The sequence below is a fragment of the Kribbella sp. NBC_00889 genome, from assembly GCF_045207705.1.
Lineage (GTDB): Bacteria > Actinomycetota > Actinomycetes > Propionibacteriales > Kribbellaceae > Kribbella.
The window spans coordinates 1732462-1755657 of record NZ_CP108783.1 but is presented as its reverse complement, the minus strand read 5'-3'; the positions used below and the strand labels follow the sequence as shown (position 1 = coordinate 1755657).

The 23196-nt window shown below is 66.7% G+C and carries 23 protein-coding genes and 1 pseudogene; 11 read left to right on the top strand and 13 right to left on the bottom strand.

Features of this window, described 5'->3' with window-relative positions:
- Position 1 precedes the first annotated feature (1 nt).
- The 8 genes and pseudogenes from OG817_RS08575 to OG817_RS08540 all read right to left on the bottom strand — a co-directional run bounded on the left by OG817_RS08575 (position 2) and on the right by OG817_RS08540 (position 7064).
- A complete protein-coding gene (locus OG817_RS08575; RefSeq protein WP_406053167.1) occupies positions 2-1081 on the bottom strand; it encodes a questin oxidase family protein in 1080 nt (359 codons plus the stop codon).
- A 113-nt stretch (positions 1082-1194) separates the two neighbouring features.
- Positions 1195-1572, bottom strand: coding sequence for a VOC family protein (locus OG817_RS08570; protein WP_406053166.1), 378 nt, complete (start codon positions 1570-1572; stop codon positions 1195-1197).
- A complete protein-coding gene (locus OG817_RS08565) occupies positions 1569-2582 on the bottom strand; it encodes a questin oxidase family protein (protein ID WP_406053165.1) in 1014 nt (337 codons plus the stop codon). The genes OG817_RS08570 and OG817_RS08565 overlap by 4 nt, the downstream gene beginning before the upstream one ends.
- Before the next feature lie 507 nt (positions 2583-3089).
- Positions 3090-3626 (bottom strand): hypothetical protein, encoded by a 537-nt coding sequence (locus OG817_RS08560; protein ID WP_406057675.1) that lies wholly within the window; start codon positions 3624-3626, stop codon positions 3090-3092.
- Between the two features lie 136 nt (positions 3627-3762).
- Positions 3763-4065 (bottom strand): annotated as a pseudogene (locus tag OG817_RS08555) (CopD family protein); the annotation flags it as partial.
- 127 nt (positions 4066-4192) lie between these two features.
- On the bottom strand, positions 4193-4900 hold the full coding sequence (locus OG817_RS08550) for a copper resistance protein CopC (RefSeq protein ID WP_406053164.1): 708 nt from the start codon (positions 4898-4900) through the stop codon (positions 4193-4195).
- A 5-nt stretch (positions 4901-4905) separates the two neighbouring features.
- Positions 4906-5607, bottom strand: coding sequence for an anti-sigma factor family protein (locus tag OG817_RS08545; protein ID WP_406057405.1), 702 nt, complete (start codon positions 5605-5607; stop codon positions 4906-4908).
- Between the two features lie 353 nt (positions 5608-5960).
- Complete coding sequence (locus OG817_RS08540; RefSeq protein WP_406053163.1) at positions 5961-7064, bottom strand: epoxide hydrolase family protein; 1104 nt, start codon at positions 7062-7064, stop codon at positions 5961-5963.
- A gap of 113 nt (positions 7065-7177) precedes the next feature.
- On the opposite strand from OG817_RS08540, the gene OG817_RS08535 reads away from it, so the two are divergent.
- The 6 genes from OG817_RS08535 to OG817_RS08510 all read left to right on the top strand — a co-directional run bounded on the left by OG817_RS08535 (position 7178) and on the right by OG817_RS08510 (position 14868).
- Positions 7178-7660: a MarR family winged helix-turn-helix transcriptional regulator gene (locus OG817_RS08535; RefSeq protein ID WP_406053162.1), complete on the top strand. Its 483-nt coding sequence runs from the start codon at positions 7178-7180 to the stop codon at positions 7658-7660.
- 102 nt (positions 7661-7762) lie between these two features.
- Entirely contained in the window at positions 7763-8521 is a 759-nt protein-coding gene (locus OG817_RS08530) for a maleylpyruvate isomerase family mycothiol-dependent enzyme (protein ID WP_406053161.1), read from the top strand.
- A 156-nt stretch (positions 8522-8677) separates the two neighbouring features.
- Positions 8678-10027: a glycoside hydrolase family 27 protein gene (locus OG817_RS08525; RefSeq protein ID WP_406053160.1), complete on the top strand. Its 1350-nt coding sequence runs from the start codon at positions 8678-8680 to the stop codon at positions 10025-10027.
- Positions 10028-11127: 1100 nt separating this feature from the next.
- A complete protein-coding gene (locus OG817_RS08520; RefSeq protein WP_406053159.1) occupies positions 11128-12888 on the top strand; it encodes a hypothetical protein in 1761 nt (586 codons plus the stop codon).
- Between the two features lie 448 nt (positions 12889-13336).
- Complete coding sequence (locus OG817_RS08515) at positions 13337-13933, top strand: hypothetical protein (protein WP_406053158.1); 597 nt, start codon at positions 13337-13339, stop codon at positions 13931-13933.
- Positions 13930-14868, top strand: a complete 939-nt coding sequence (locus tag OG817_RS08510; RefSeq protein ID WP_406053157.1) for an NAD-dependent epimerase/dehydratase family protein — start codon at positions 13930-13932, stop codon at positions 14866-14868. Before OG817_RS08515 ends, OG817_RS08510 begins: the two co-directional genes overlap by 4 nt.
- A 23-nt stretch (positions 14869-14891) precedes the next feature.
- Here OG817_RS08510 and OG817_RS08505 read toward each other — a convergent pair whose 3' ends face one another.
- From OG817_RS08505 to OG817_RS08495, 3 genes are all read right to left on the bottom strand, one after another.
- Entirely contained in the window at positions 14892-15290 is a 399-nt protein-coding gene (locus OG817_RS08505; RefSeq protein ID WP_406053156.1) for a DUF4440 domain-containing protein, read from the bottom strand.
- 86 nt (positions 15291-15376) lie between these two features.
- Complete coding sequence (locus OG817_RS08500; RefSeq protein WP_406053155.1) at positions 15377-16186, bottom strand: DUF4386 domain-containing protein; 810 nt, start codon at positions 16184-16186, stop codon at positions 15377-15379.
- 157 nt (positions 16187-16343) lie between these two features.
- Positions 16344-19127 carry an AAA family ATPase gene (locus tag OG817_RS08495; RefSeq protein ID WP_406053154.1) on the bottom strand — a complete coding sequence of 928 codons (2784 nt, stop codon included), beginning with the start codon at positions 19125-19127 and terminating at the stop codon, positions 16344-16346.
- 132 nt (positions 19128-19259) lie between these two features.
- Between OG817_RS08495 and OG817_RS08490 the strand changes: the two genes are divergently transcribed.
- Both OG817_RS08490 and OG817_RS08485 read left to right on the top strand, forming a co-directional pair.
- On the top strand, positions 19260-19955 hold the full coding sequence (locus tag OG817_RS08490; RefSeq protein ID WP_406053153.1) for an alpha/beta fold hydrolase: 696 nt from the start codon (positions 19260-19262) through the stop codon (positions 19953-19955).
- 83 nt (positions 19956-20038) lie between these two features.
- Positions 20039-20341, top strand: coding sequence for a hypothetical protein (locus tag OG817_RS08485; protein ID WP_406053152.1), 303 nt, complete (start codon positions 20039-20041; stop codon positions 20339-20341).
- A gap of 7 nt (positions 20342-20348) precedes the next feature.
- Here the strand turns inward: OG817_RS08485 and OG817_RS08480 are convergent, their stop codons facing one another.
- Both OG817_RS08480 and OG817_RS08475 read right to left on the bottom strand, forming a co-directional pair.
- A complete protein-coding gene (locus OG817_RS08480; protein ID WP_406053151.1) occupies positions 20349-20816 on the bottom strand; it encodes a hypothetical protein in 468 nt (155 codons plus the stop codon).
- 15 nt (positions 20817-20831) lie between these two features.
- Complete coding sequence (locus OG817_RS08475) at positions 20832-21107, bottom strand: hypothetical protein (protein ID WP_406053150.1); 276 nt, start codon at positions 21105-21107, stop codon at positions 20832-20834.
- Between the two features lie 159 nt (positions 21108-21266).
- On the opposite strand from OG817_RS08475, the gene OG817_RS08470 reads away from it, so the two are divergent.
- The 3 genes from OG817_RS08470 (at position 21267) to OG817_RS08460 (ending at position 23180) form a co-directional block, all read left to right on the top strand.
- Entirely contained in the window at positions 21267-21773 is a 507-nt protein-coding gene (locus OG817_RS08470) for a helix-turn-helix domain-containing protein (protein WP_406053149.1), read from the top strand.
- A gap of 328 nt (positions 21774-22101) precedes the next feature.
- Positions 22102-22290: a hypothetical protein gene (locus OG817_RS08465; RefSeq protein WP_360448407.1), complete on the top strand. Its 189-nt coding sequence runs from the start codon at positions 22102-22104 to the stop codon at positions 22288-22290.
- 26 nt (positions 22291-22316) lie between these two features.
- Complete coding sequence (locus OG817_RS08460) at positions 22317-23180, top strand: aldo/keto reductase (RefSeq protein ID WP_406053148.1); 864 nt, start codon at positions 22317-22319, stop codon at positions 23178-23180.
- Positions 23181-23196 lie beyond the last annotated feature (16 nt).

Here is a 23196-nt window from a genome sequence, read left to right as displayed (position 1 = left end):
GTCAGTGGCCGACGAGCTGCTCCGCCCGCAACGCCGCTCTGAGCGTGTCGGGATTCCCCGTGCGCTCGTAGGCCTCGACCGCGGTGTCGGCGAACTTCAGCACATGTTCATCGCTGTTCTCGGCCGCGCGCTGCAGTACCTCGGCGACCGGGTCGGCATCCGTGGCAGAGTCGGCTGGTGCGGCGGGGAGGGCAGCGTCATCCGCCGCTGTCGCCGGCGCGTACATTGCGACGATGGCAGCGCTTGCTCCCCATACCGCGGCGAAGCTGGGTTGCCACAATTCGCGCGGGAGCACAGGAAGCGTGTGCAGCACGGCGTTGGGTGCGGTTGCCGTGTGCAACAGGAGGACCGGGCTGCCGTGCGCAGAGTTCAGGTAGCGGATCGAGGCGGCGTCCACCAGTTCTGCCAGTCTGGCGGGCACATCGTGGTCATCGACAGGGCGGCGGATGGCGGCTACCGACTCGGACCAGCCGGGCACGGTGGCCAGTCGCGGGATCCGGGAGGCGAGCACGCCGCTTTGATCTGCCAGATGCGGCACCGCGTCCAACGCACTGGTGGCATCGAATTCGCCCGTGGGCGTACTCAGCCCAGGGACGAGCCTGGATCGGCCTGCCCAGAAGGCCAGACCATGCGCCAGTTCGATCTGCGCAGCCTGGCTCTCGTTACCTGCCAGCAGGGTCCGAACTGCGTGCCCGACGCGGATCACGCCGTGGGTCGCGCCGGCCACGATGCCAGGCAGCAGCCGTGGCCACCACGTCGTCAGCACGTCCCGCCAGGGCAGTTCGGTGACCTGCCTGGTGAAGTACTCGGTCCAGTCGGCAATCCGTTTGGCGTTGCCGAGCGCAACTTTCCAGTCGTCGTCGGTGATCGGGGCGCTCGGCGACGGGAGCTCGACCAGGCGAGGCAGGTAAGCATCGATCCAGCTGTGCACGTCGAGGTCCAGGTTCCGGCGCACGATCACCTCGGCCGCCATCGGGCCGTGGTTGGTCAGACCGTTGTTGCCCTCCTCGTCACCACCGAACTCCGGTCCGGTACGACGCAGCCGCTCATAGGTCTCGTCGAGAATCTCGCTACCGCTCATCGCCGCACTACCTCCGTCAGTCAGTGGCCGAGCCGACGGTAATCGCCGGGCCGCGTTGACCCACAGGTCCAATTCGTGCCATAAGTTCCATGCCACTTCCGCACGTCGCGGCTTCAGGGGTTGGCCACTCCGGGGTCTTGGGTGAATTCGTAGAGATTGCCGTCCGGGGCGCGGAAATGCACCCAGGCGTTGCCGCCGCATTCGCTGCCCGTCGGGCCGGAGACGATCTCGACCCCGGCCGCGCGCAGCTCCTCGGCCGCGGCGAACACATTCTCGACAAGGAACCCGACGACCGGACCGGTCGTGAAGTGCCGATTGTGTGGATGCTCAGGGCCGAACACCTCGACCTTGGCACCATCGGCCATCGTGAGGACCCAGAAGTCCGGCATCGGGTTCTCGCCGTGCAGGCCGAGCACCTCCTGAACGAACTGAACGGTCGCCTCGGCCTCGGTGGTGCGGGTACCGACCCAAGCCAGCTTCTTGATCATCATGCGATCAGACGAATCGCGTGCAGGCCGGCGTCCAGCACTCCTGGGACCTCGGCGAAGTCGATGGCGGTATCGACGAACTTGATCGCGTGTTCATCGCCACCGGCGACCGCCTGGGACATGACATCTTCCGGATCCAGTACGTGAGGTTCCGAGGCTGGACCCGGTTCCGAAGGTGAATACGCCGCAGTCACAGCGGCTGCGGCCGCCCAGGCCGCTTCCAGACTTGGTTGCCAAAGCCTCTGCGGCAGCTCCGGGAGAGTTCTCAGAACCGCATTGGGTGCGGTGGACGCGTGTACGAGCATGACCGGGCTGCCATGCCCGTACGTCCCATAGCGCAGAACCGATGCTTGCACGATCGAGGCGAGCCGATCCCGGATCTCTCCCGTGCCCGGCACAGCACCCGAGGCCTCGCTCCAGCGATCGGTTACGGCGAGCTGCGCGAGTCGGTGGCGAATGCCGAAGCGTTGATCCGCCACGCGCGGCACCGAATCAAGGGCAGACCGCGGATCGTTCGCGCGGTACGGCCCCTCGCCGGCGGGCGCCAGCGGCTGCCAGCGTGCGGCCCAGTACGCCAGGCCGTGAGCCAGCTCGACGACCCTCGGCTGTGTCTCTTCAGCTGCCAAGGCACGCACAGCGTGGCCGACCCGAATCACCCCGTGGGTAGCGCCGGCGGCGATCCCTGGCAGCAACCGTGGCCACCATCTGGCCAACACTTCACGCCAGTCCCCCTCCCTGACTTCCTCCTCGAAGAAGTTCAACCAGTCGCCGGTTCTCAACGGGTCGCCGAGTGGATCCCGCCATGAGTCCTGCTGGATCCGATCCAGTCCGCGCGGCCGCGATTCGAGCTTGTCGTGATACCCGTCGAGCCATCGATGCACCACGGCTCCACGCCCCCGTCGTGTCAACGCTTCAACAGCCATCGGCGCATGGTTCGACAGCCATCCGTCACGCTCGGGGCCGGTGTCATGCAACCTCTCGTACGCTCCGTCCAAGTAGTCGTCTGTATCCACGTCGACCACCCTCGTACTTAAAGTCAACTTCAAGTCAACCGTCATCTTGCGGCACGCCAGCCTCCATCGGGCGTCGGCGGCGTACGCCGAAGCGGGCACTTCTCGCGGCGGCCGCCGCCGTGGTCCTGCTGGTCAGCGGCGGCCTGATCGGTCGCCAGATCTCCGACGCTCCGGCATCTCCGCCACAGGTCGGAGGCCGTATCACCTGGTCTGCGACAGACGGCGTCGGCGGGATCGACACGCGGGTGCAGCTCAGCAGTCGTAGCTGGGGAACAGACATTCAGGTCCACATGGACGACCTTGCTCCTGGCCGGCGATGCATGCTGGTAGTTCACACCAGCACTGGGAAGTCGGAGGTCACCGGCTGGTGGACGACAACCGACATCTCCGAGGCAGATGTCCCTGCCAGCTCGTCGTTCGCCCTCTCGGACATCACTCGCGTTGACGTCGTCACAGCTGACAACGCGGTGCTTGCGTCTCTGACCGCAACGACACGATGAGAATGCCCTAGCGGCGGTAGGTGAAGGTCCGATTCGCTAGATGGTTCGGGTCCACCAGGGTCTCTCGGACGATCCGGTACGACGCGTCCACCTCGAGCTCGACATGGATACCTTCAGCAGGCAGGCCGAAGGTGAGCAGGCGGTGCCCACCCGGCCGGGGCTCGACGACCACGTCGGGATCTGGCGGACCGGCGTACGGATCGCTGTCGACGAACTCGGGTCCGTCGATGAGGACATCCCGAGAGATGTGCGGCGCCCGCCGAATCGGGAAGCTGACCATGCCACCGTGCCATCCAGTCGCACCGACGCGCAGTTCGATGTGCTCGAGCCCCGCGGTCCACGCCACCGGGCCGACGAAGCATCCACGACCACACGGCCGGAGTACGACGGTCTCGTCCCGGCCGATGAGCTTCGCGGTCAGGTCGAACGCAGGCGGGCTGGTGTCGTTCGTAGCGGTATCGCCATCCGGCGTATGCAGCCGCACCTCCCGTTGGTTCTCGCTGGCTGCTACGCCGACGGCGATCTGCCCAGCCAGGCCGCCCAAACCGGATCACCGGCCCGACGGCCGGCGTCGGATAGCCCAGGTCCGCCGCAACCGGAGCCGGGGAAGGCAATGACACGAGTACGGCGCTCGTGGCCAAGACCACCAGCAGAACCACGGCCTCGGCTCTTACCGGCCGCGTGAACGACGAGCCAGTTGCCGAAAGCAACCGTCGCCGGGCGACCCACGCCAGGACCGCGACAACCGCCACCAGGACAACCTTTGCGAGCAGCGTCGGACCGTACGCCGTACCGCTGATCACCCCAGGACTCGGCACAAGCATGAGCGCGCCGATCCCGCCGGAGACTGCGACAAGAAGGAAGAGGACGACGGCGAGCCGCGAGTACAGCGCGAAGGCTCGCCGGATCGGGACACCACCTCTATTGGCTCTGGCTACCCGGAGGAGATGGAACAGCGCCCCCAGCCAGACGCTGAGAGCCACCAGATGGACAGCGATGACCACGGCACCAGAGACGCCGCGTTGACTCCCCAAGTGATTGCGCAAGGCCTCGACCGAGAGATCACCACCACAGCCGTCGTCGCAACCATCCACCAACGCATGCGATGAGCTAACGCTGCCAGCAAGGCGAGACCAGCGGCCCCGACAGCAAGGAGGAACCGGCCCGGCCGAACCCAGCGGTCGCGATCACGACGTACAAGAGCTGCGAGGCTGTCGCCAGAGAACCGACGGCCGCCGAGGGCCGCACAAGCGATCGCGGGCGGGTCGCCGCCGGTACGGCGCGGCGGACGATCCGTTCACCGACAGCGCCACCCAGCAGGCCGACCAGACCGAGGAAGAACAGCCAACGCAGCAAGGCGATCACCGGGAATCCCGCCGAACTGCTGCTCTCCGCACCGCTCAGCTCGACCGCTGCGGCAGCGACAGCGAAGTCGAAGTCGGCCGTAACCACATCGCCGTCCTGCGCGGTGACCTCCCAATGGACCACATACCTTCCCGCAGGCATTGCCTCGAGAGTGTTGACGGCAACTCTGCGTCCGCCCTGTTCGATGGCCACCTCGGACGTGTCGACCGCGTGCCCGCTGCTGTCCTCGACCCGTACGCCGTGCGGAGCAACACTGACAGGTTCATCGAACACCATCGTGATCGCGGAAGGCCTGGACGCGACCGAGTAGCCCGCTGCAGGCGTCGTACTCAGCAGCCTGGGGTGCGCACTCGCCTGCGGCGCAGTGACGAACAGCAGCACCGGCACCAGGCACGCGACCAGACCCCACCGCCGCCCGCTCAACGGCCAGATCCGACGATTGACATAGAGCATCCTGTCTATCGGGTGGTGCTGGTCAGAGTGGCCAGGACGGTCTCGTCGGACCGGATGACGTCGAGACGGTCGATCTGCGCGAGCGGAATCGACGTACTGCCCGGAATCATCAGGCGCGACTGGTAGTTGGTCGACCACCAGCCCGCTGTCTCAGCAGCACCAGTCCGCCGGTGCACAACCAAGCGACAGGTCAGCTCTGGTGGGAGATCGTCCATCCACAACCGGATGTCTGTGCCCCATGCCTGATCGGCGAGACGTGCGACCGTGTCGATTCCGCCGGCCGCATCCGTTGACGTCCAGGTCACAACCCCCGGTGCCGGCTGGTGAGTCAGAAGTTCTGCGCTCGCCAAGCCGCCGGTCGCCAGAACCAGCACCATGATCATCGCCAACAGCAGCGTTCGAGACCGGCTCAAGCGATGCACAACCGCGGACCAGACCGAAGCAGTAGTGGCCTCGGACAACGGTCTTGCCGCGTCGATTTCCGGGACGAGGTCAGGTCGAGGCTCAGCTTGGACATCACGTGCAGATGCCCTCGGCGCGACGTCATCCAGCGTGAGTCTGTGCATGAGCCCGGGCAGGTGAGCCACCTCGATCAGTTCCTGGCGACAGGCCTCGCAACCGATCAGGTGCCGCTCCATCTCGACCTGCTCCTGGGGGTCCAGCGCACCGAACAGATACGCCCCGACCGACCGCGTCTCCGGACACATCACGGGCCAGCCACCCCGTGTTCTCCCACCGCGACCCGGAAGGCGTCCAGCGCAGACAACGCCCACACAGCTCGCTCCGCCTCTGGCCCTTCCGTCACATGCGGCTAATACGCCGCCGACGGTCGCTCGGTTCACCTCAACGAATCGACTGGACGGCTGCAGCGTGTGCACGCCGGGCACGGCATCCTGACCCAGGTCTGGTGGGTTTCCCCGGCCACGGTCCGGCCGGTTGCCTCACAGTCGGAACATCCCCTTGACGGCCGGGGAACCCGCCGACCACTTCATCACGAGCTGACGCGGCAACACCAACGCCCAGCCACCATCCGGACAGGTGCGCGGCCAGCAGCCGGCCTTCACTCAGCGTCCGATCGGTTGTCGTCCTTGATGCGGGTACGGAAGAACGCCCGTACGTCCTCGGCGAGCAGCTCGGGCACCTCCATCGCGGCGAAATGGCCTCCGCGGTCGAACTCCGACCAGTGCCTGATGTCGTACAGCCGCTCGGCCAGCGGTCGTACCGACTGTGTGATGTCGTGGGCGAACACCGCCACGCCGAGCGGCACCCGGCACGGCAGTTGGCTCCCCCGAGGGGTGTCGTGGTGGAACCGGCCCGATGAGGCCGCAGTAGCGGTCAGCCAGTACAGCGAGATGTCGGTCAGCATCTGATCGTCGCTGACCGGCGTGGCGGGGTCGGTCCACTGCGCGAAGCGTTCGGCGATCCAGACCAGCTGACCGACCGGCGAGTCGGTCAGCGCGTAGCCGATGGTCTGGGGGGTGAGCGCCAGCAAAGCCTGGTAGGGCGGACGATTCGCCATCAGCTGTCTGACTTTGTCCAGTCGAACCTCATCCGCTGCGGACACCTCGACGTCGGGGTCCGGCCGGGTCGGCAGGTAGTTGACGTGCACCCCGACGACCTGGTCGGGCGCCACCGCGCCGAGCGCGATGGAGATGCCCGCGCCGAAGTCGCCGCCGTGCGCGCCATAGCGCTCGTACCCCAGGCGGCGCATCAACTCGGCCCACGCCCGGGCGACCCGGACTGCGTCCCAGCCGCGCTCGTGGGTCGGCCCGGAGAATCCGAAGCCGGGGATGGACGGAATCACCAGGTGGAAGTCGCGCGACAGCGGCTCGATCACCTCGAGGAACTCCAGGAACGAACCTGGCCAGCCGTGGGTGAGGATCAGCGCGAGCGCGTCGGGTTTCGGCGACCGGACGTGGACGAAGTGGATGTTCTGACCATCGATCTCGGTGGTGAAGTGCGGAAGCTCGTTGAGCCTGGCCTCGTGCTCACGCCAGTCGTAACCGGTGCGCCAGTATTCGGCCAGCTCCTTGAGACGCGCCAGCGGGAACCCGTAGTCCCATCCGGCATCGGCGACCTCGTTGGGCCACCGCGTGCGGGAGAGCCGGTCGGCCAGGTCGTCGAGGTCGGCCTGAGGGATCGTGATGTGGAACGGCTTGATCATCGTGTCAACTCCAGGGAGATTCATTCGGTGCCCAAACGTTAGCTCGACTAACGTTAGGAGTCCAAACGATATCACGGTCATTGGTCGCCCTAACGATTCGCTAGACTTGCCACGTGGAGAAGCCATCAGACGAAACGCCCGCCCGGTGGGAGGGCCTGCCCAGCTGGCAGTTCGGCCTGGCCGCCCAGCACGCGCACCGCCTGGTGGGCGACGGGTTCTCGTCCGTCGGCGCCCGCGGCTACCACTACCGCCTGCTGGCGACGCTGGAGGATTTCGGGCCGGCCAGCCAGGCCGCGCTGGGCCGCCGTAGTGGCATCCACCTCAGCGACATGGTCGCGACGATCAACGAACTCGCCGATCGCGGACTGGTCGAGCGCGCCCCGGATCCCTCTGACGGGCGGCGCAACATCATCTCGCTGACCGCCGCCGGCAAGCGGCAGCTACGGCGGCTGGAAAAGCGGCTGGCCGAGTCCCAGGACGAACTGCTGGCTCCGCTGTCACCCGACGAGCGCCAGCGACTGGCCGAGCTGCTGTCCAAACTGTCGGACCACCACAATCGACGTACCGGCACCCCCGAAGAGCCCCCGATGCGCTGACCGGGTCTGGATAATGAAGGTCGCGTCTGCGCAGTGCGATCGTCCTGGAGGATTGCCATCACCGACATCCGCGCAGGTGGAACAGATCGAGAGGGCCATGCCATGAGTACGGCGTTCTTGCCCGTCAGGCGGTCGATCAGCGATCTGATCGAGCAATTGGACCAATCTGCGATCCGCCTCGTTACGACGGCGGTCACGCTGAGCGATGCCGACATTCGCGGCCCGTCGATGCTTCCAGGCTGGTCGCGCGGACAGGTGCTCCTGCATGTGGCACGGAGCGCGGATGCCTACACCTGGCTGCTGCGTTCGGCCCGGCGCAGCACGCAGCTGGGCAGTCGGCCGAGCACGACTGCTCCGCCCGATGGTGCTGCCACAGCCGTGGAGGTCACGGGCGATTTGCAAGTCAGCCTGGAACAGTTCGCCGCGGAGATCGGCGAGATGCCCGCCGGCGCCTGGAGTCACGTGGTCACAGCCCTTGCGGGGTGGCCACACCCGGCCTGGTTCACCCTGCGGCGATGCCTGCGAGAACTGGAAACCCACCACTTCGATCTGGGCCGTGGGTACGGGACGCGGGACTGGCCCACCTCCTACGTGGCCTGGGCTCTCGACGACACACTGGCGACGATGAGGGCGCAACGCTTCCCGCTCGGATCTGCCGAGGCGGTCGATCTCGGCCGCATCTGGACGATCACGCCGGGCGGACCGTCGGTCGCCGCTGCCGGGCATGAACTGCTCGCGTGGCTCGCAGGCCGCAGCGATGATCCGGGGACCAACTCGGTCACCACGTTGCCGGTCCCGCCGCCGTGGCCGCAGCCGCCCGCGACCCTCCCGGTGCTGCCCGGAGAACGGGCGCAGTCCTGAGACCGTTGCTGCAGGCAACTCTCAGGTCGGGACGGTACGTCGGACGCATCGCCTTCCTGGCTGTCACGAAGAATCAACCTCGGGCTAGATTCTTGACGCGGTCAATTAATCGCCCGTACGGTACCGGGACGCCCCGCAACGAAAGGTGCCCACGCCATGTCCACCGTTCGTCCCCTCCGCCGTGCCCTCGCGCTGGCGACCGTCGTACCCCTCGTCCTCACCGCGACCATGGTGTCCACGAGCGCACCGGCGCTCGCCAAGAGCGACTTCAGCGTCAAGCCGTTCATGGGCTGGAGCAGCTGGAGCGTCCAGTCCTCCACTCACCCCGACTACGGGACGAAGTGGCTCACCGAGGAACACATCAAGGACACCGCCGACTCGATGGCCGCGAACCTGAAGCGGGCCGGATACACGAACGTGAACCTCGACGCGGGCTGGAACGCCAACTGGGACTGGCAGTTCCGCACCGACGCCAACGGCATCCCCGAGGCCGACCCGGAGCGCTTCCCCCACGGCATCGCCAGCCTGGCCCGCTACCTCCACGGCAAGGGGCTCAAGATCGGCCTGTACGGCGGCGCCGGTCTGCAGAAGGCGATCTACGACAAGAACGCCCCGATCATCGGCACCAACTGCACGACCCAGGACATCACCGTGATGCCGCTGACGCCGACCAACATGTGGGGCGGCGACTGGAAGATCGACTTCACCAAGCCGTGCGCGCAGGCGTACTTCGACTCGATCGCGGACCGATTCGCCTCCTGGGGCGTCGATTTCGTCAAGGTCGACGGCGTCACCACCGACAACATCCCGGACATCGAGGCCTGGTCGAAGGCGATCGACCAGAGCGGCCGCAAGATGTGGCTGACCGCGAGCGCCTGGCCCGTACCGCGGGACGCCGGCGAAGGCCTGCGGCCATGGGCGAACAGCGTCCGCGTCGACACCGACGTCGAGTGCTACTGCAACACCGTGTCGACCTGGACCAGCTCGGTCGACAATCGGTGGGAAGACCTGCCGAACTGGCTCGACGTGGTCGAGCCGAACTACTGGCCGGACCTCGACTCGATGCCGATCTCCAACAACACCGGCCTCGGAATCCAGGACGGCATCACCGACACCGAACGGCAGAGCGTGATGACGTTCTGGTCAATGGCGTCCTCACCGCTGTACGTCGGCGGCGACATCTCCACCATCGACGACAAGGCCGTGTCGATCCTCACCAATCGCGAAGTCATCGCGGTCGACCAGGCCGGCGTGATCCCGACCCAGGTCACCGGCGGCACGCTGCAGGTATGGAAGAAGCGGCTACCCGACGGCCGCCTGGCAGTCGCGGTCTACAACCTCGGAGACGAATCTTCGGACATCACCGTCCAGTGGAACCAACTCGGCGTCAGAGGCAATCGGAATATCCGCGACCTGGTCGGCCGGCAGAACCTCGGCAAGTTCAACAAGTCCTGGACCGCCAAGGCCGTTCCAGCCCACGGCTCCCGCCTGATCACCCTCTCCTGACCGTCGCGGACTGGTCGCGCCTGACGGTGCCCACCATGAGATCGAGTTCCACAGCAGGGATTCGCAGGTGGTCGAGGCTGCGCCACGCCTGGTAGGAGTCGGCTGTAACAGACAGAGCGGCGGTGATCGCGGTCTTGATCGCAGCGCAGTCTCCTTGGCCTGCCGAGTTGATCGCTGTGAAATTGCGCAGAACACTCCGGCAGAACACAGGAGCCAAATCGAACGATTGTGTTCTCGCTGGGCCGACGCAAGCATGGCGAGGAATGCCGAGACGGTTCTGCGCCCCCGCCCCATTCGCTGAAACGCTCGTCACGGCGCGGCGAACGGCGATCCCACGTCTACAACAACTCGCCCAACGCGATTACCAACCGAACTCCGGGTCAGGATTCCGCAAACCCAGACGACTACAAAGCTGTCTCCTGCTCGCCACCGCAGCCAAGGACGACGTTCGCATCCCGAGCAGATCGACTTCGACGGTCAGACCGGGTAGGACCGTGTGCCGCAACACCCGTCGCGCCTCTGCGACGCGGCATCCACGAAGCGCTTGTTTCTGATAGACCCTGCTCTTATCTTCCGATGGACGCCAATTCTGACTGCTTGAAGACGAGCCCCTTGACTCCTAGCAGTCAGCGGAGGAACGTGACAAGAGCACCGACGATTTTCCTGGGTGGTTTGCGTCCTTCGAGGTGAATCGGTCGGCGCACATTCTTAGGACGACTCGGGGGCCGATTCTGATGCTCGGAACACAACTCTAGCGCTCCGCGAACTCGCAATCGAGTATCGCTTGGAGCGCTCGCACGCGAAGCCACAACAATGCGTCGGCCGAAGGCAAGATACATCACAGGAATGCGCGACCCAAGTTCGCGGGAACGGTATCTTGAGTCAGATCGGCAGTGCCGCGGCCGACGGCGTGCACCTTTCTGATCCAGACCGAGTTCAGGTCCCCGCCTCGTCGTCATCGACGGCAACGGCGTGGCTCGTCTCGATCACGCGACACGAGGCGGCATGTCACGGACGCCCAGGATCCGCCACGCAGCTCGAGACATTCCCGGAGGTCTCGAGTCACTCTGAACAAGCTGAGATCAGATGCTGAGGATTCAATGACTTCTAGAGCAGAAACCGATGGATTGACACCGTCGCTGGACAATCTCGGCTGGCCCTTCGACCCCACCGATCTCGCCCTGGAAGCGAGCGCATGGCGTAAAGAGCTTCCGGACGCGTTCTGCGCCGAGATCGGTCGGCGACTGCTGCTAGCCGAGCTCGAGTTCAGCGAGTGGGTGCTGCGCCGGGTTGAGAAGGTGAAGTTCGAGAGCGACCGCAACATTTCCCGCCGGTCTAGCATCGAACTGAACGTCCGCCAGGACGCGCCGGTCTTCGTCGACCGTGAAGGCGACCAACACTGGCTGGTGCCGCTCTCGATGATGCGCCGCCGGACCCTGGTCAACCTTGATCTGCAAGACGAGCAAGGCAACCCGATCATGATGCCAGGTATCCGACTCGCCCAGCAGTTCGACCAGTCGATCCTGCTGGCCGCCACCGCGACGCGCTCGCCGACTCTGACCGGTGCCGGGAGCGAGTTGCGAAGGTTCGTCCGCATGGTGATCGCGGGTGAGAAGCACCAGATCCTCAACAGCATGTGGAGTTTTGAGGATCGCGACGGCCACCCGCGGCCGGCGTACCTGACCGAGCTCGCTGCCGACCCGATCTTCACCACAGCCCTCTACCGACTCTCTGGAAACTTCACACTCTACGTATTCCTGCCTGTGTCCGCCGGACGCCATCGTCTGCTGCGAATGGCGTTCGACGAGCCGACCGATTGGGAGTACCAGACCGCCTCGTTGACGGAGGAGGACGACGGCGGCTTTACCTATCGGCCCGGAAGAGCTGTCTCTTGGTACGAGCGTAGCCACACTGCGGCGGCATTCGGGCTGCGTCCGACGCGTGTTCGCTTCCAAGTCCCCGCAGCGGAAAACGCGGCCAGCTATCACTTCGAGGTGGCAGCACCAGGCGGCGTGCAAATCATCGAGGCGAGTCTGCTTGCGGGGCGGCCCAACGATCCGATGCGGCACGTTTCTGCCGATCACGTCGTCGGCCATTCGCCGACTGCTGGACTGCATGCGGTCGAGATCCCGAACGGATCGCTATGCCGCGCCCAGGTCGAGCTGGGAATCCCCACCCGTGGTTGGCTGACGACGATGCTGGTGTCCTGTTGGCTGACCTTCGCTGTCCTCCTGTCGGTAGCGGTGCACCAACTCCCGGCGACCTCCGGCTGGACGTCGGACCAAGTGACCAACGTCATCGTGCTGCTGGTGAGCATCTCGGCCGGAGCGGCGACGCTGGTCGCCCAACGGGACTTCGGCGGCGTCGGCGCAAGGCTCGTTGCGAGGTTGCGCGCCATCGGCGTGATCGCGACTGCGCTGCCAATCCTCGGCGCCGGCCTCCTGACCTACAGGAATCTCGAGACCACGTCCGACGCGCGGGTAACTGCTGCCCGGTGGCCGATCTTCCTCATCGCAGGCTGCTCGTTGCTTGCGGCCATGCTCATTTCAGCTGCATGGGCGCAGAGCTGGGCTGCCGAACGACGAAAGAAGCAGCGATCGCCTTGGGACATGGCCGACGAGGAAGTTCAGCCGGTCATCGATGACTACCTCAAGGCACTGCAGCAGTACCACTTCAACACTCCCGCCGTCGGAATCCGATCGGCCGAAGGATGGCACGAACGGTACACGTGGGACGACGACAAGCAGCGGAAGGCAGTCGCCGCACTCCAAGCGTCGGTTTCACCTACCTGCGCGGACCTTGGCACCGCCTGCGCACTCCGCGACGGCTGCGCCACACGACGCACAGGCATCGGCCGCTGACGCCCCAGAGCCAGTCTCCCGCCGCCTGCCGAACCAGTTCGCCCGGCTCGGAGATGCCACGACCGACGACACGAGCGTCGGCATCGGCCGTCGGCGGAGGCGAGGTTCCTCCGAAGACGCGAGGCGCAGCATCAGTCTCTGACGCCCGGACCGCCTGAGCTGGTCTGTATAGACAGTGGGTCGGGAAGGGCACATGCTGGGGGCAGCGCGGTCAGATCTTGCGCTCAGTAGCTCATCGGGGTTGCCACAGTTTCGTGTCCGTGCTGGGGGCCGTTCGCATGGACACAATCAGCAGTCACGGCCTGGAACCGCCGTGGCAACCGCCTGGCTTCCGAATCCGTCCTTGATCGAGATCCCTCGACCAGGACTACCCGGGCCCGTGCCTTCTGGCACCGCGCACAAGCACCACAATCCAGCCGGCCGTTGCCGCGCTCAGGAGTTGAACACCATGACCCACTTCGCAACATCACAGCCAGTCTTCCTGCGAACCTGGTTGCTCTGGACAGCGGGCTTCCTCGCCTTTCCCGTCGCCGGCATTGCCGGCGACCTGGCCGCGGGCCGCGTGGACGACGCCCCCGCTGCGTTGCTCGGTGGGTTGGTCACCGGTGCCGTCCTCGGTACTGGACAAGTGCTGGTCAGCCGCCGGAGGCTCGACCCGCGCCGATGGATTCCGGCCACCGCGATCGGTATGGGCCTAGGGCTCCTCCTCGGCGCCGCGATCGTCGGGTACGGCACGTCATTGGGCGAACTCGCCGTGATGGGGGCTCTCACCGGCATCGTCCTCGGCCCGGCGCAGGCACTCGCGCTACCAGCCCGGACCCACCGGCGGTGGCTATGGGCCGCCGCCCTGCCGATCCTGTGGGCGCTGGGCTGGACTGTCACCACCCTCGGCGGGATCAGCGTCGAGAACCAGTTCACCATCTACGGCGCCTACGGAGCGGTGACCTTCTCCGCCCTGTCCGGCCTGCTGCTGCACTACCTGCTGCCGTACCGCGCCGCGGCCGGCCCGGCTTCGACGCAGACACCGATCGAAACCCAGGCATGAGCACCCCGCAGCACGTCATCTTCGGGACCGGCGCGACCGGACTCGCACTGCTCGCCGCGCTCCGCAAGCGCGGCGAGACCGCCCGGCTCGTCAACCGTTCCGGCCATGCGCGCGTGCCCGATGAGGTCGAGGTCATCGGCGGCGACGCCCGCGACCCCGACTTCACCACTGCCGTGGCCAAGGGCGCCCGCGTCGTCTACCAGACGCTCAACCCGCCGTACACCGAATGGACGGCGCAGTTCCCTGCCCTGCAGGCGGGTGTGCTCGCCGCGGCCGAAGCCTCCGGCGCTCGGCTGGTCAGTGTGGAAAACGTCTACATGTACGGGCGTCCTGCCGGCCGCACGTTCACCGAAGACCGCACCTACGACGCTCACACCAAGAAGGGGCAACTCCGAGGACGAATGGCACGCCAACTCCTCGCCGTCCACACCGCCGGCCGCGTCGAGGTCGCGATCGGCCGCGCGTCCGACTACTTCGGCCCCCGCGGCGGCGCGCAATCCAATCTCGGCGACCGCGTCTTCCCCGCCGCCCTGGCCGGAAAGACCGCAACCGTGCTCGGCGATCCCGACCAGCCACACACTTACACCTACATCCCCGACATCGGCGAAGCACTCGCAGTACTTGGCGAACACCCCGATGCCCCCGGCCAGGTGTGGCACGTCCCGAACGACCCGGACACACGCAGTACGCGAGAGCTGGTCGACCTCGTCTACCACGACGCCGGGCAACCCCGCACGAAGCTCCGCGCCATGCCACCGCTGATGCTCCGCGCTCTCGGCCTCTTCAACCCAGCGGTCCGAGAACTCACCGAAATGCAGTACCTGTTCGAAGAACCGTTCATCGTCGACAGCACCAAGATCGCGAACAAGCTCCACGTCCACGCGACACCCATCGCGCAAGCCCTGACCGACACCCTGACCACCTACCGAGGCTGACACACACTGTGCGTCGGCGCACGTCACTGCTGGGTTGGTGTGCCTTGATGGTGGAAGATCTGCCAATGGCCCCGGCCGACCCGACGCCAGAGCGAGGTTCTGTTGGACCGCCGCACACCGTTGTCAGACGTGTACTTGACCATCACCAGCCCCTCGGCCAACCGGTAGCCGCGCATGTCGTGGAACCGGATCGGCTCACCGCCCGGGTCGGTGCTGGCCGCAACGAGCTCGGCCGTGCCCTCGAACTCGATCTCACCCCCTGATGCCCCGAACTCATGAAAGTCCGGGGCCATCAACCGCCGCAGGCGTGCTGGGTCGACACGGCACGCCAGACTCAGCGACTCCTGCTCCGCAGCGATGGCTTCCGCCACCTGCGCATCGTCGGACCCGTCTGCACCGTCGCGGAAGTCGTTGGCTGCCATGGAACCCGACGGTGACACGGCTGTCATCGTCACGCATCTCGATTCCACTCGGTCTGCGTCGCACACGCGGACGGCAGGGGTGGTGACTACTGGCTTCGGATCAGTCGGTCGCCGTCCGTGTCGTCGACAGGGCGGGCGGTGGCGGCCGGCTGTTTCCCACCTCGAGCCAGGAGCCAGACCAGGAACCACAGTTCACCGGCGAACGACGGCACAGCGACGATCAAGAAGAACACAGTCTCGTTGGCTGCGTAGTCGGCCAGCAGCGAGTGCGCGAGGGTGTCGAACAGGTATGCCGCACCAGCGACCATCAGCAGCGCGCCCAGGACTCTGCTGGCAAATCCTGACTTGACCACCAGATAGCCGAGCAGCATCAGATGTACGCCGAAGAGCGCCAGCCCGATCAGCCACGTGTAGTCGAAGACCTCCAGCGTCAGCTTCACCTGTGCGTCGACCTGACGTTGCTCGAATGCCGCCGAGTACTCCGCACCGCTGACCAACTGCAGCGCGATGAAAAGGAAGACCACCGCGACGCCGAGGAACGCCGCGTGAATGAGCCGGAACCATGCTGCCAGCAGGGAGACCTGCTGGTTGACGGTTTCGAACAGGACGTACAGCGCCCAGGTGACGACCACTTCGATGATGACCACCACCAGGAAGCTGACGAGGCCGAAACGGAACAAGAGCTCGGACTCGGCGATGTTGGTGAAGGTGGCGTGGGCGTTGTCAGGGTCGATGAGCCCCGCGAGGACGAAGAAGTTGGCGAAGATCGCCAGGAGGAAGATCGTCAGATAGCCGACACCGGCGATGAGCGCGGCCCGACGCGAAGACGACAGACTCGAGATTCGATTGGTCACGTGGCCGAACTCCTCGCGGGGAGCCAGGCCATCGGCGCCCATCGCTACCCTCCGACGCACACCTGAAAGCAGCCCCCCGGCCTACGCCCTGGTTGCTTACCATCCTCGGACGGTCAGACCCTGTCAACGGTGCGCTTCGGCTGGAGCACGCCGACGCCCCGCTGGAGCGACGCGTCAGTCGGCTGTGAACTGCTGCATCTCAAAGGCCATCGGCGTCGAGCTGGTGCAGTCGGTTGGCGAGCTCGGTGCGCGACCGGACCGACAACTTGCGGTAGATGCGAGTCAGGTTGGCTTCCACAGTCTTGACTGACACGAACAGTTGAGCAGCGGCCTCCTGATTGGAGTGGCCCGAGCCGACCAGGTCGGCGACCCGGCGTTCGGTTGCCGTGAGCATCATTGTGGTCGAGGGAGACCCGATCCGGTCGGCTTCGTCACGGGCACGTTCTGCCCACCGCGGAACGCCCAACTCCTCGAAAGCCGCCGCTGCGCCGAGCAGCATCTCCTCGCCCGAGCGTCGGTGTCCGGCGCGGCGATAGACCTGCCCAAGCGCCAGCAGGGATCGCGCCGCCTCGAACGGACACTCCGCTCCCGTGTTGCCGACGACTTTGCGAAGCACTATCAACGCTCCGTCGACATCCCCGCGGGCAGCGGCCAACAGAGCCTGGCAACGGTCCGCGGCGACTGCCGCTTCCGGCCGGCCGGCCGCGCCCTGGCGTCGCAGGAGGTCGATCGCCACCTCGACCTCGTCCAGTACGCCGACCTGCAATGCGGCGTCTGCGTAGTCGACGGGCCACAACAGCTGCTCCAGGTCGACCATCTTGGTGATCGCGAAGATCTCCGCGAGCTCACGCAACGACTCCAGCGCCGCAGGCCAGTTCCGGCCGGAGACCTCGATGAAGCCCAGTTGAGCCAGGAAGCCGCCCAGCCAGTACATCAGCCCACTGGACCTCGAGCGTTCCGCAGCGTGCCGGGCCAACTCGCGGGCCCCGTCCAGGTCGCCGGAGTACTCCTTGATCAGGATGCGGGCCATGCTCTCCTGCAAGCCGACCGTGCCCCACGCACCCGAGCGGTCCGCTTCCTCCAGAGCAGCCTGCGCCTGGGGAACCTTCGACGCGCGGATCAGGACGAGAACCAGCCAGATGTACAGGCTGGACAGGTCGGCGTACCGGCCGGCATCGACCGCTTTCACGATGGCATCGCGGACCACCGACTCGGCGGTGCCGTCGTTCCAGGCCGCATAGAAGCTGCGTGCTCCGGCCCATTCCGCCGGCGACAGTTCAAGGGATGACCGAGCGACCAGCCGCTCCATCTCGCGCAGCGTCCGTTCGGGCCGATCGATCCCCCAGATCTGCTCGATCGACTGCCGCTGATACAGCGCGACCAGCTGAATGTCCGGCCGATCCGCCGCGACCGCCTCCGCAATCGCCATCCGGGCCAGCCGCAGGGCGAGCCTGCCGTGCCCCTCCATGCGGTGGCGCTCACTCAGGGTCTGCAGGATCTCGGCACGGACCTCCCCCGCCGGCGCGATCCGGAATGCCTGCTCGGCCAGAGATCGAGACTCCCGCAGATCCTCGGCCAGCCGGGCCCGACGTACCAAGACCTGGGCTCGATCCTGCGAACTCCCTGCCAATGCCGCTCCCTTGCCCAAGGCTGCACGCGCCGACAGGCCATCGCCGGCATCGACGTAGCTGTCCACGGCCCGAAGCCAGCGACGGAAGCCATCAGCGGTGTCCATCGCTGACGGCGTGGCCAACGCGGCGCCCTCCAGCAGCTCCCCGGCGAGCTGCTGGGCACCGCGCGCCCGAGAGATCTCCGCGGCGCCCTCCAGTTCACCGGCGACGGCCTTGTCGGGGGCGACGATCGACTTCGACCGATGCCTGGCACGCTCGACCGGGTCGTCCAGCAGTTCCGCGAGAGCGCGATGGGCGCGGCGACGGTCAGCAGGTAGGGCGGCCTCGTAGATCGCCGAAGCCAGCATCGGATGGGTGAACGCAACGACCGACCCAGCACCCACTGTCGCCACATCCCAGTCCGCGGCAGCCTCCAGGGCGGACTCGACCTCGGCGTCATCCACGATTGCTCGCAGTGTGTCGACCGTAAGCCGTCCAGCAGCAGAAACGAGCAGCAGGACGTCGCGTGCGTTCTGCGGGAGCAACATGACCTTCTCGCCGAGAAGCCCAGCCAGACTCGGCGGTACCGGGAAGACCGGCTCGTGGCCGTCCTGGGCGCTCCAGCGCCACTTCGACACATCTGACTGCATCGCCTGCGCGATCATCAACGCAAGGTACGGATTCCCGCCGCTGGCCCGCGCCACCCCAGCGCTCATCGGCGGAGTCCACCGCGCACCCAGGCGAGTGCGCAGCAACTGGCCGATCGCCCAGTCCTCCAAGGCCGGCAGCGACAGCTCGCGGTGCGGCCCGGGCAGCTCGCCGATGAAATCGGCGCCGGCGTCCCGATCCGGCCGTGTCCCGACCAGGATGCTCAACCGCTGCGGCTCGACCGAGATCCGGCGGAGCGCGAAGCCGAGGCTGCCGACAGTCGCCTGGTCCAGCCACTGCAGGTCGTCGATGATCAGGGTCACCGGCTCGGCCGCGCAGAGCTGCTTCAGCAGGCCCTGGACCGCCAGCGGAACCGCCAGGGCATCGGCGTCGCGATCGCCTGGTTCGTCACGGTGCAGAGCCACCGCGAGTGCGCGCCGCTGCGGCGCCGGAAGGGTCAGCTCCGATCCCGGCGGACATTGGCCGATGAGCTCGGCGAGGCCGGCGAACGGCAGGCCCCGGTCGAACTGTGTCGGCGCGAGCGAAAGCACCCTTCGCCCTCGGCGCTGGGCCAGCTGATCCGCGACCTTCAGCAAGCTGCTCTTGCCGACCCCGGGATCACCGATCGCCACCGCGCTCCCGCCCCGGTCCAGCACGTCGCTCACCGCATGCACCGCGTCCTCACGGCCGAACAGCCCGTACGCGGCCGCCGAAACCTCATCCACCAGGACATCATCCTGCACCGCACACGCCCGGATCGAGGGTCCTGACCACCGCGGTCGAGGGGTATCCCCGATGCCCCGAACGCCGACCCCCGCCTAGCGTCACCGCATCGGTCCACAATCAAGGAGGACGTCATGAGCACAAGCACCCGGCCGGCCGTCGTACTCATCCACGGAGGATTCGTCGACGGTTCCGGATGGCGAGGTGTCTACGACCGGCTCCGCGCCCAGGGGCACCGGGTCGCCGTCGTACAGAACCCGACCGTCTCCCTCGAAGGCGACGTAGCCGCGACCAAGCAGGTCCTCGACGAGCTCGACGGGCCCGTGGTCCTCGTCGGTCACTCGTACGGCGGCGTGGTCGTCACCGAGACCGGCAGCGACCCGCGCGTCGTCGGACTCGTCTACATCGCGGCATTCGCCCCCGACAAGGGCGAGTCCGTCAACACCCTCATCGCCGACCCGCCACCGGGTGCGCCCGTGCCGCCGATTCTGCCGCCGCGGGACGGCTACCTGTTCCTCGACCGGGACAAGTTCCACGACTCGTTCGCCGGTGACCTGCCGACCGACGAGGCCGCCTTCATGGCCGACTCCCAGGTCCCATGGGGAGTCGACGCCCTCGGCGGCACCGTCACCGAACCCGGCTGGCGAAGCAAGCCGAGCTGGTACCTCGTCGCCGCCGACGACCGCATGATCCCGCCACCGGCCCAGCGCGCGATGGCCGAACGAGCCGGCGCCTCGGTCCGGGAAGTCCCCGGTAGCCACTCGGTCTACGTGTCCCAGCCCCAGGCCGTCGCCGACCTCGTCCACACGGCCCTCGAGTCCCTCACCTGATCAACAACGGGCCGGCGGCAGCGGTCGACGACCCCGCCGCCGGCCTCACTAGACCGCCGGCTCCGGGGTGTAGCGGCTAGCTCGTGTCTGCGGAGAGGGTCTGCGGCCTCTCGACCGGCAGCCTCACACCGGGCAACGCCGCCGATGTGGTCCTGCTCCGCACCGATGACCCAACCGTCTTCCCCTTCAACAACCCTGTCGGCACCATCGTCACCGCCGCCCACCCCGGTCTCGTCGAGACAGTCCTGGTCGCAGGACAAGTCGTCAAACGTGATGGCCGACTGCTCGGAGCCGACCTGCCCGCGCTCAAGGCACGCCTCCTGGAGTCCCGCGACCACGTCGCGGCCGCGGCCCGCTTCCCCCTCGACGGCACCTGGCGCCCCTGATCGACGGTCAGCGCCAGGTATCGCCAGGGGTCCGGGCATAGCGCCGCCAGGTGTAGCGCCAAGGGATGACGGCCAGGATCACGACGACGAAGGAGCAGTTGAACAGCACGTCGCGCGCTGCGGCGTTCAGGTCGTTGGCGATCAGGTGGGGAATCGCGACCGCACCGATCCAGATGACCTTCCAGCACACCTCGAACAGCAGGATCGGCAGCATCCGCACGGGGTATCTGAGCCCTAGGAACGCCAGCAACGACATGGCCGTCAGCAGGCAGGCGACAACCCCTTCCATCACCGGCAGCGATCGAACGTCCTGGAGCAGAACCGGCCACTTGACGACCGCGATCCCCACCCCCATGAACGCGTACCCGAACCGCATGGCGTTCATCCGCCGGGTAGTCAGCTCCTGATGGCGTCGTGGGACCGGTGTTCGTACACGTGGTTCGACGGGAACGGCGGCGTTGATCTGTGCACTCATGGTTTGCAGCCCTTTCTAGTGGATGTGGCGGGTGAGAAGGCGTCGGCGCAGCCGGTGCAGCTGCGGCATCAGTCCGTAGATCACGATCGGTACGGCGATGGTCGCGAGGACGAACGTCCGCACCACCGGCGTGAGCGTGCCGAGCCAGTGACCTAAGACGAGGTTGAGAGCGGTGAGGGTCGGGAACACGGCCAGCCAGATCATCAGGGCCAGCTGGTGCTTGGTCGGCGGTCCCGGTACAGCGGGCTTGGACGTCGGGTTGAGCTTGGGACTGAGAGATGGTGTGGTCATGCTCCAAGGCTGGGGCCGGGTGGTGAGTTCGGCGACGAAGGTTGCTGTTTGTGGGAATCGGGGGTCAGATGTGTTCGTGGAGGACACCTCAGCGGCCGAGATCGCCGCGGTGCTCGAGGGAGTCGGGGACGGCTCAAGCGACTACGTGCGCGCCGCCGGATGACCCTCACCGAGGTTGCGACAGCGACGGGGATCTCGAAGAGCACGATGTCTCGGCTCGAGACCGGGCAGCGCCGGCCGACCCTGGAACTGCTGCTCGCGTTGTCGCAGGTGTATCGGGTGCCGCTGGACGACCTCGTCGCCGCACCGGTGCAGGGCGATCCACGGATCCGCCTCAAGCCCGGTCGCGTCAAGGGCCGGACGGTGATCCCGCTGACGCAACAGCCCGATGGCACGCAGGCGTGGAAGATCGTCATCCCGACCAGCAACGTCACCCCGGAGCTCAGGGCGCACGACGGCCACGAGTGGATCTACGTGCTGTCCGGCCATATGCGCCTCGTCTTCGGCGACGAGGACTGGGTGCTCGGCCCCGGCGACGTCGCCGAGTTCAGCACCGAAAAGCCGCACTGGTTCGGTAGCACCGGCAACGAGCCCACAGAAATCCTCAGCATCTTCAGCCGCCCCGGTGAACGGATGAACGTCCGGGAAACAACTCCGCACGCGTAGGACTGCCGCGCGCAGCTGGCTACCGGCTAGCTGGGGTTGAAGATCCATGCCAGCAGCAGGCACCTTCGGGCGCCACCGGCCATGCCAGCTGACGTCATGGCGGGGAGCATGGTGACATCCCGGCCCGATGAGGTGAGGAGGCGGCGGTGAGTCTCGTCGATCTGTCCCGATGGCATCGCCGGCGGCGCGACCGCCAATCTGTGATCCGGCATCGTCATGGCGCTGTTAGCCGCCGTTCTTCTGGTGCGGTCGGTGCGCGATGACGCCTGAGGTCACGACACGGCCGGTGTGGCTGAGGATCTGGCAGTCCCAGCGTCAGGGGTCCGTGATGCCGTCCGCCATCGCGATCCACCGGTCGGTCGAGATGCACGTGGCCCGCACGGCAGGCGTCGCGCTGACCATCCAGCAGCTCCGTCAGGCCGCCGTCTACACGGTGCGGTACGACGAAGAGAGCGACCGCATGCTGCACGAGGTGTTCGCGCCGTACGGCATCCCGTACCAGCGGGCCACCGGATGAGCACAGATCAGAAGGAGTGATGACCCATGTCAGAGTCCAATCCCGGAAACGCCGGAGCGGCCGGCACCATCGATGTCGGCGGTGACCTGACCGTCAACCGTCTCGGCTTCGGCGCCATGCGGATCACCGGGGCCGGGATCTGGGGCCCACCCAGCGACCGCGACGAGGCGAAGGCGGTACTGCGCCGAGCGGTCGAGCTCGGCGTCAACTTCATCGACACCGCCGACTCCTACGGTCCCCACGTCAGCGAGGAGCTCATCGGCGAGGCCCTCTACCCGTACCCGGACGACCTGGTGATCGCGACCAAAGGCGGCCTCGTACGCCCCGGCCCGGGACAGTGGCTCGCCGACGGCCGGCCGGAACACCTGATCGAGGCCTGCGAGGGAAGCCTGCGCCGGCTCAAGCTCGAGCAGATCCCGCTCTACCAGTTCCACCGGCCCGACCCGGACGTGCCGCTCGAGGACTCGATCGGCGCTCTCGTCACCCTCAAGGAACAGGGCAAGATCCGGCACATCGGGCTGTCCAACGTCACCGAGGACCAACTGCGGCGCGCACAGCGACTGACCCCGATCGCCTCGATCCAGAACCGCTACAACATCGACGACCGCCAGTCGGAATCGCTGGCCGACCTCTGCGAGCAGGAGCGGCTCGTGTTCCTGCCGTGGGCTCCGATCCAGGACCTCGACGACAACCTGGCTGTGCAGGAACTGGCCCAGCGCTACAACGCTCAGCCCCGGCAGATCGTGCTGGCGTGGCTGCTGGCCCGATCATCCGCCATCCTGCCGATCCCGGGCACTGGATCGGTGTCGCACTTGGAGGACAACATCGCCGCCACGTCGATCAAGCTGACCCCGACCGAGATCGCCTCCTTGACCCGCGCCTCCGATTGAGCCGAAAACGACGTCG

Coding starts and splice junctions, on each gene's coding strand:
- OG817_RS08575 (WP_406053167.1), bottom strand. CDS start 1,081: ATGAGCGGTAGCGAGATTCTCGACGAGACCTATGAGCGGCTGCGTCGT.
- OG817_RS08570 (WP_406053166.1), bottom strand. CDS start 1,572: ATGATGATCAAGAAGCTGGCTTGGGTCGGTACCCGCACCACCGAGGCC.
- OG817_RS08550 (WP_406053164.1), bottom strand. CDS start 4,900: ATGCTCTATGTCAATCGTCGGATCTGGCCGTTGAGCGGGCGGCGGTGG.
- OG817_RS08545 (WP_406057405.1), bottom strand. CDS start 5,607: ATGTGTCCGGAGACGCGGTCGGTCGGGGCGTATCTGTTCGGTGCGCTG.
- OG817_RS08540 (WP_406053163.1), bottom strand. CDS start 7,064: ATGATCAAGCCGTTCCACATCACGATCCCTCAGGCCGACCTCGACGAC.
- OG817_RS08530 (WP_406053161.1), top strand. CDS start 7,763: ATGAGTACGGCGTTCTTGCCCGTCAGGCGGTCGATCAGCGATCTGATC.
- OG817_RS08525 (WP_406053160.1), top strand. CDS start 8,678: ATGTCCACCGTTCGTCCCCTCCGCCGTGCCCTCGCGCTGGCGACCGTC.
- OG817_RS08520 (WP_406053159.1), top strand. CDS start 11,128: ATGACTTCTAGAGCAGAAACCGATGGATTGACACCGTCGCTGGACAAT.
- OG817_RS08515 (WP_406053158.1), top strand. CDS start 13,337: ATGACCCACTTCGCAACATCACAGCCAGTCTTCCTGCGAACCTGGTTG.
- OG817_RS08510 (WP_406053157.1), top strand. CDS start 13,930: ATGAGCACCCCGCAGCACGTCATCTTCGGGACCGGCGCGACCGGACTC.
- OG817_RS08505 (WP_406053156.1), bottom strand. CDS start 15,290: ATGGCAGCCAACGACTTCCGCGACGGTGCAGACGGGTCCGACGATGCG.
- OG817_RS08500 (WP_406053155.1), bottom strand. CDS start 16,186: ATGGGCGCCGATGGCCTGGCTCCCCGCGAGGAGTTCGGCCACGTGACC.
- OG817_RS08490 (WP_406053153.1), top strand. CDS start 19,260: ATGAGCACAAGCACCCGGCCGGCCGTCGTACTCATCCACGGAGGATTC.
- OG817_RS08480 (WP_406053151.1), bottom strand. CDS start 20,816: ATGAGTGCACAGATCAACGCCGCCGTTCCCGTCGAACCACGTGTACGA.
- OG817_RS08475 (WP_406053150.1), bottom strand. CDS start 21,107: ATGACCACACCATCTCTCAGTCCCAAGCTCAACCCGACGTCCAAGCCC.
- OG817_RS08470 (WP_406053149.1), top strand. CDS start 21,267: ATGACCCTCACCGAGGTTGCGACAGCGACGGGGATCTCGAAGAGCACG.
- OG817_RS08465 (WP_360448407.1), top strand. CDS start 22,102: ATGCCGTCCGCCATCGCGATCCACCGGTCGGTCGAGATGCACGTGGCC.
- OG817_RS08460 (WP_406053148.1), top strand. CDS start 22,317: ATGTCAGAGTCCAATCCCGGAAACGCCGGAGCGGCCGGCACCATCGAT.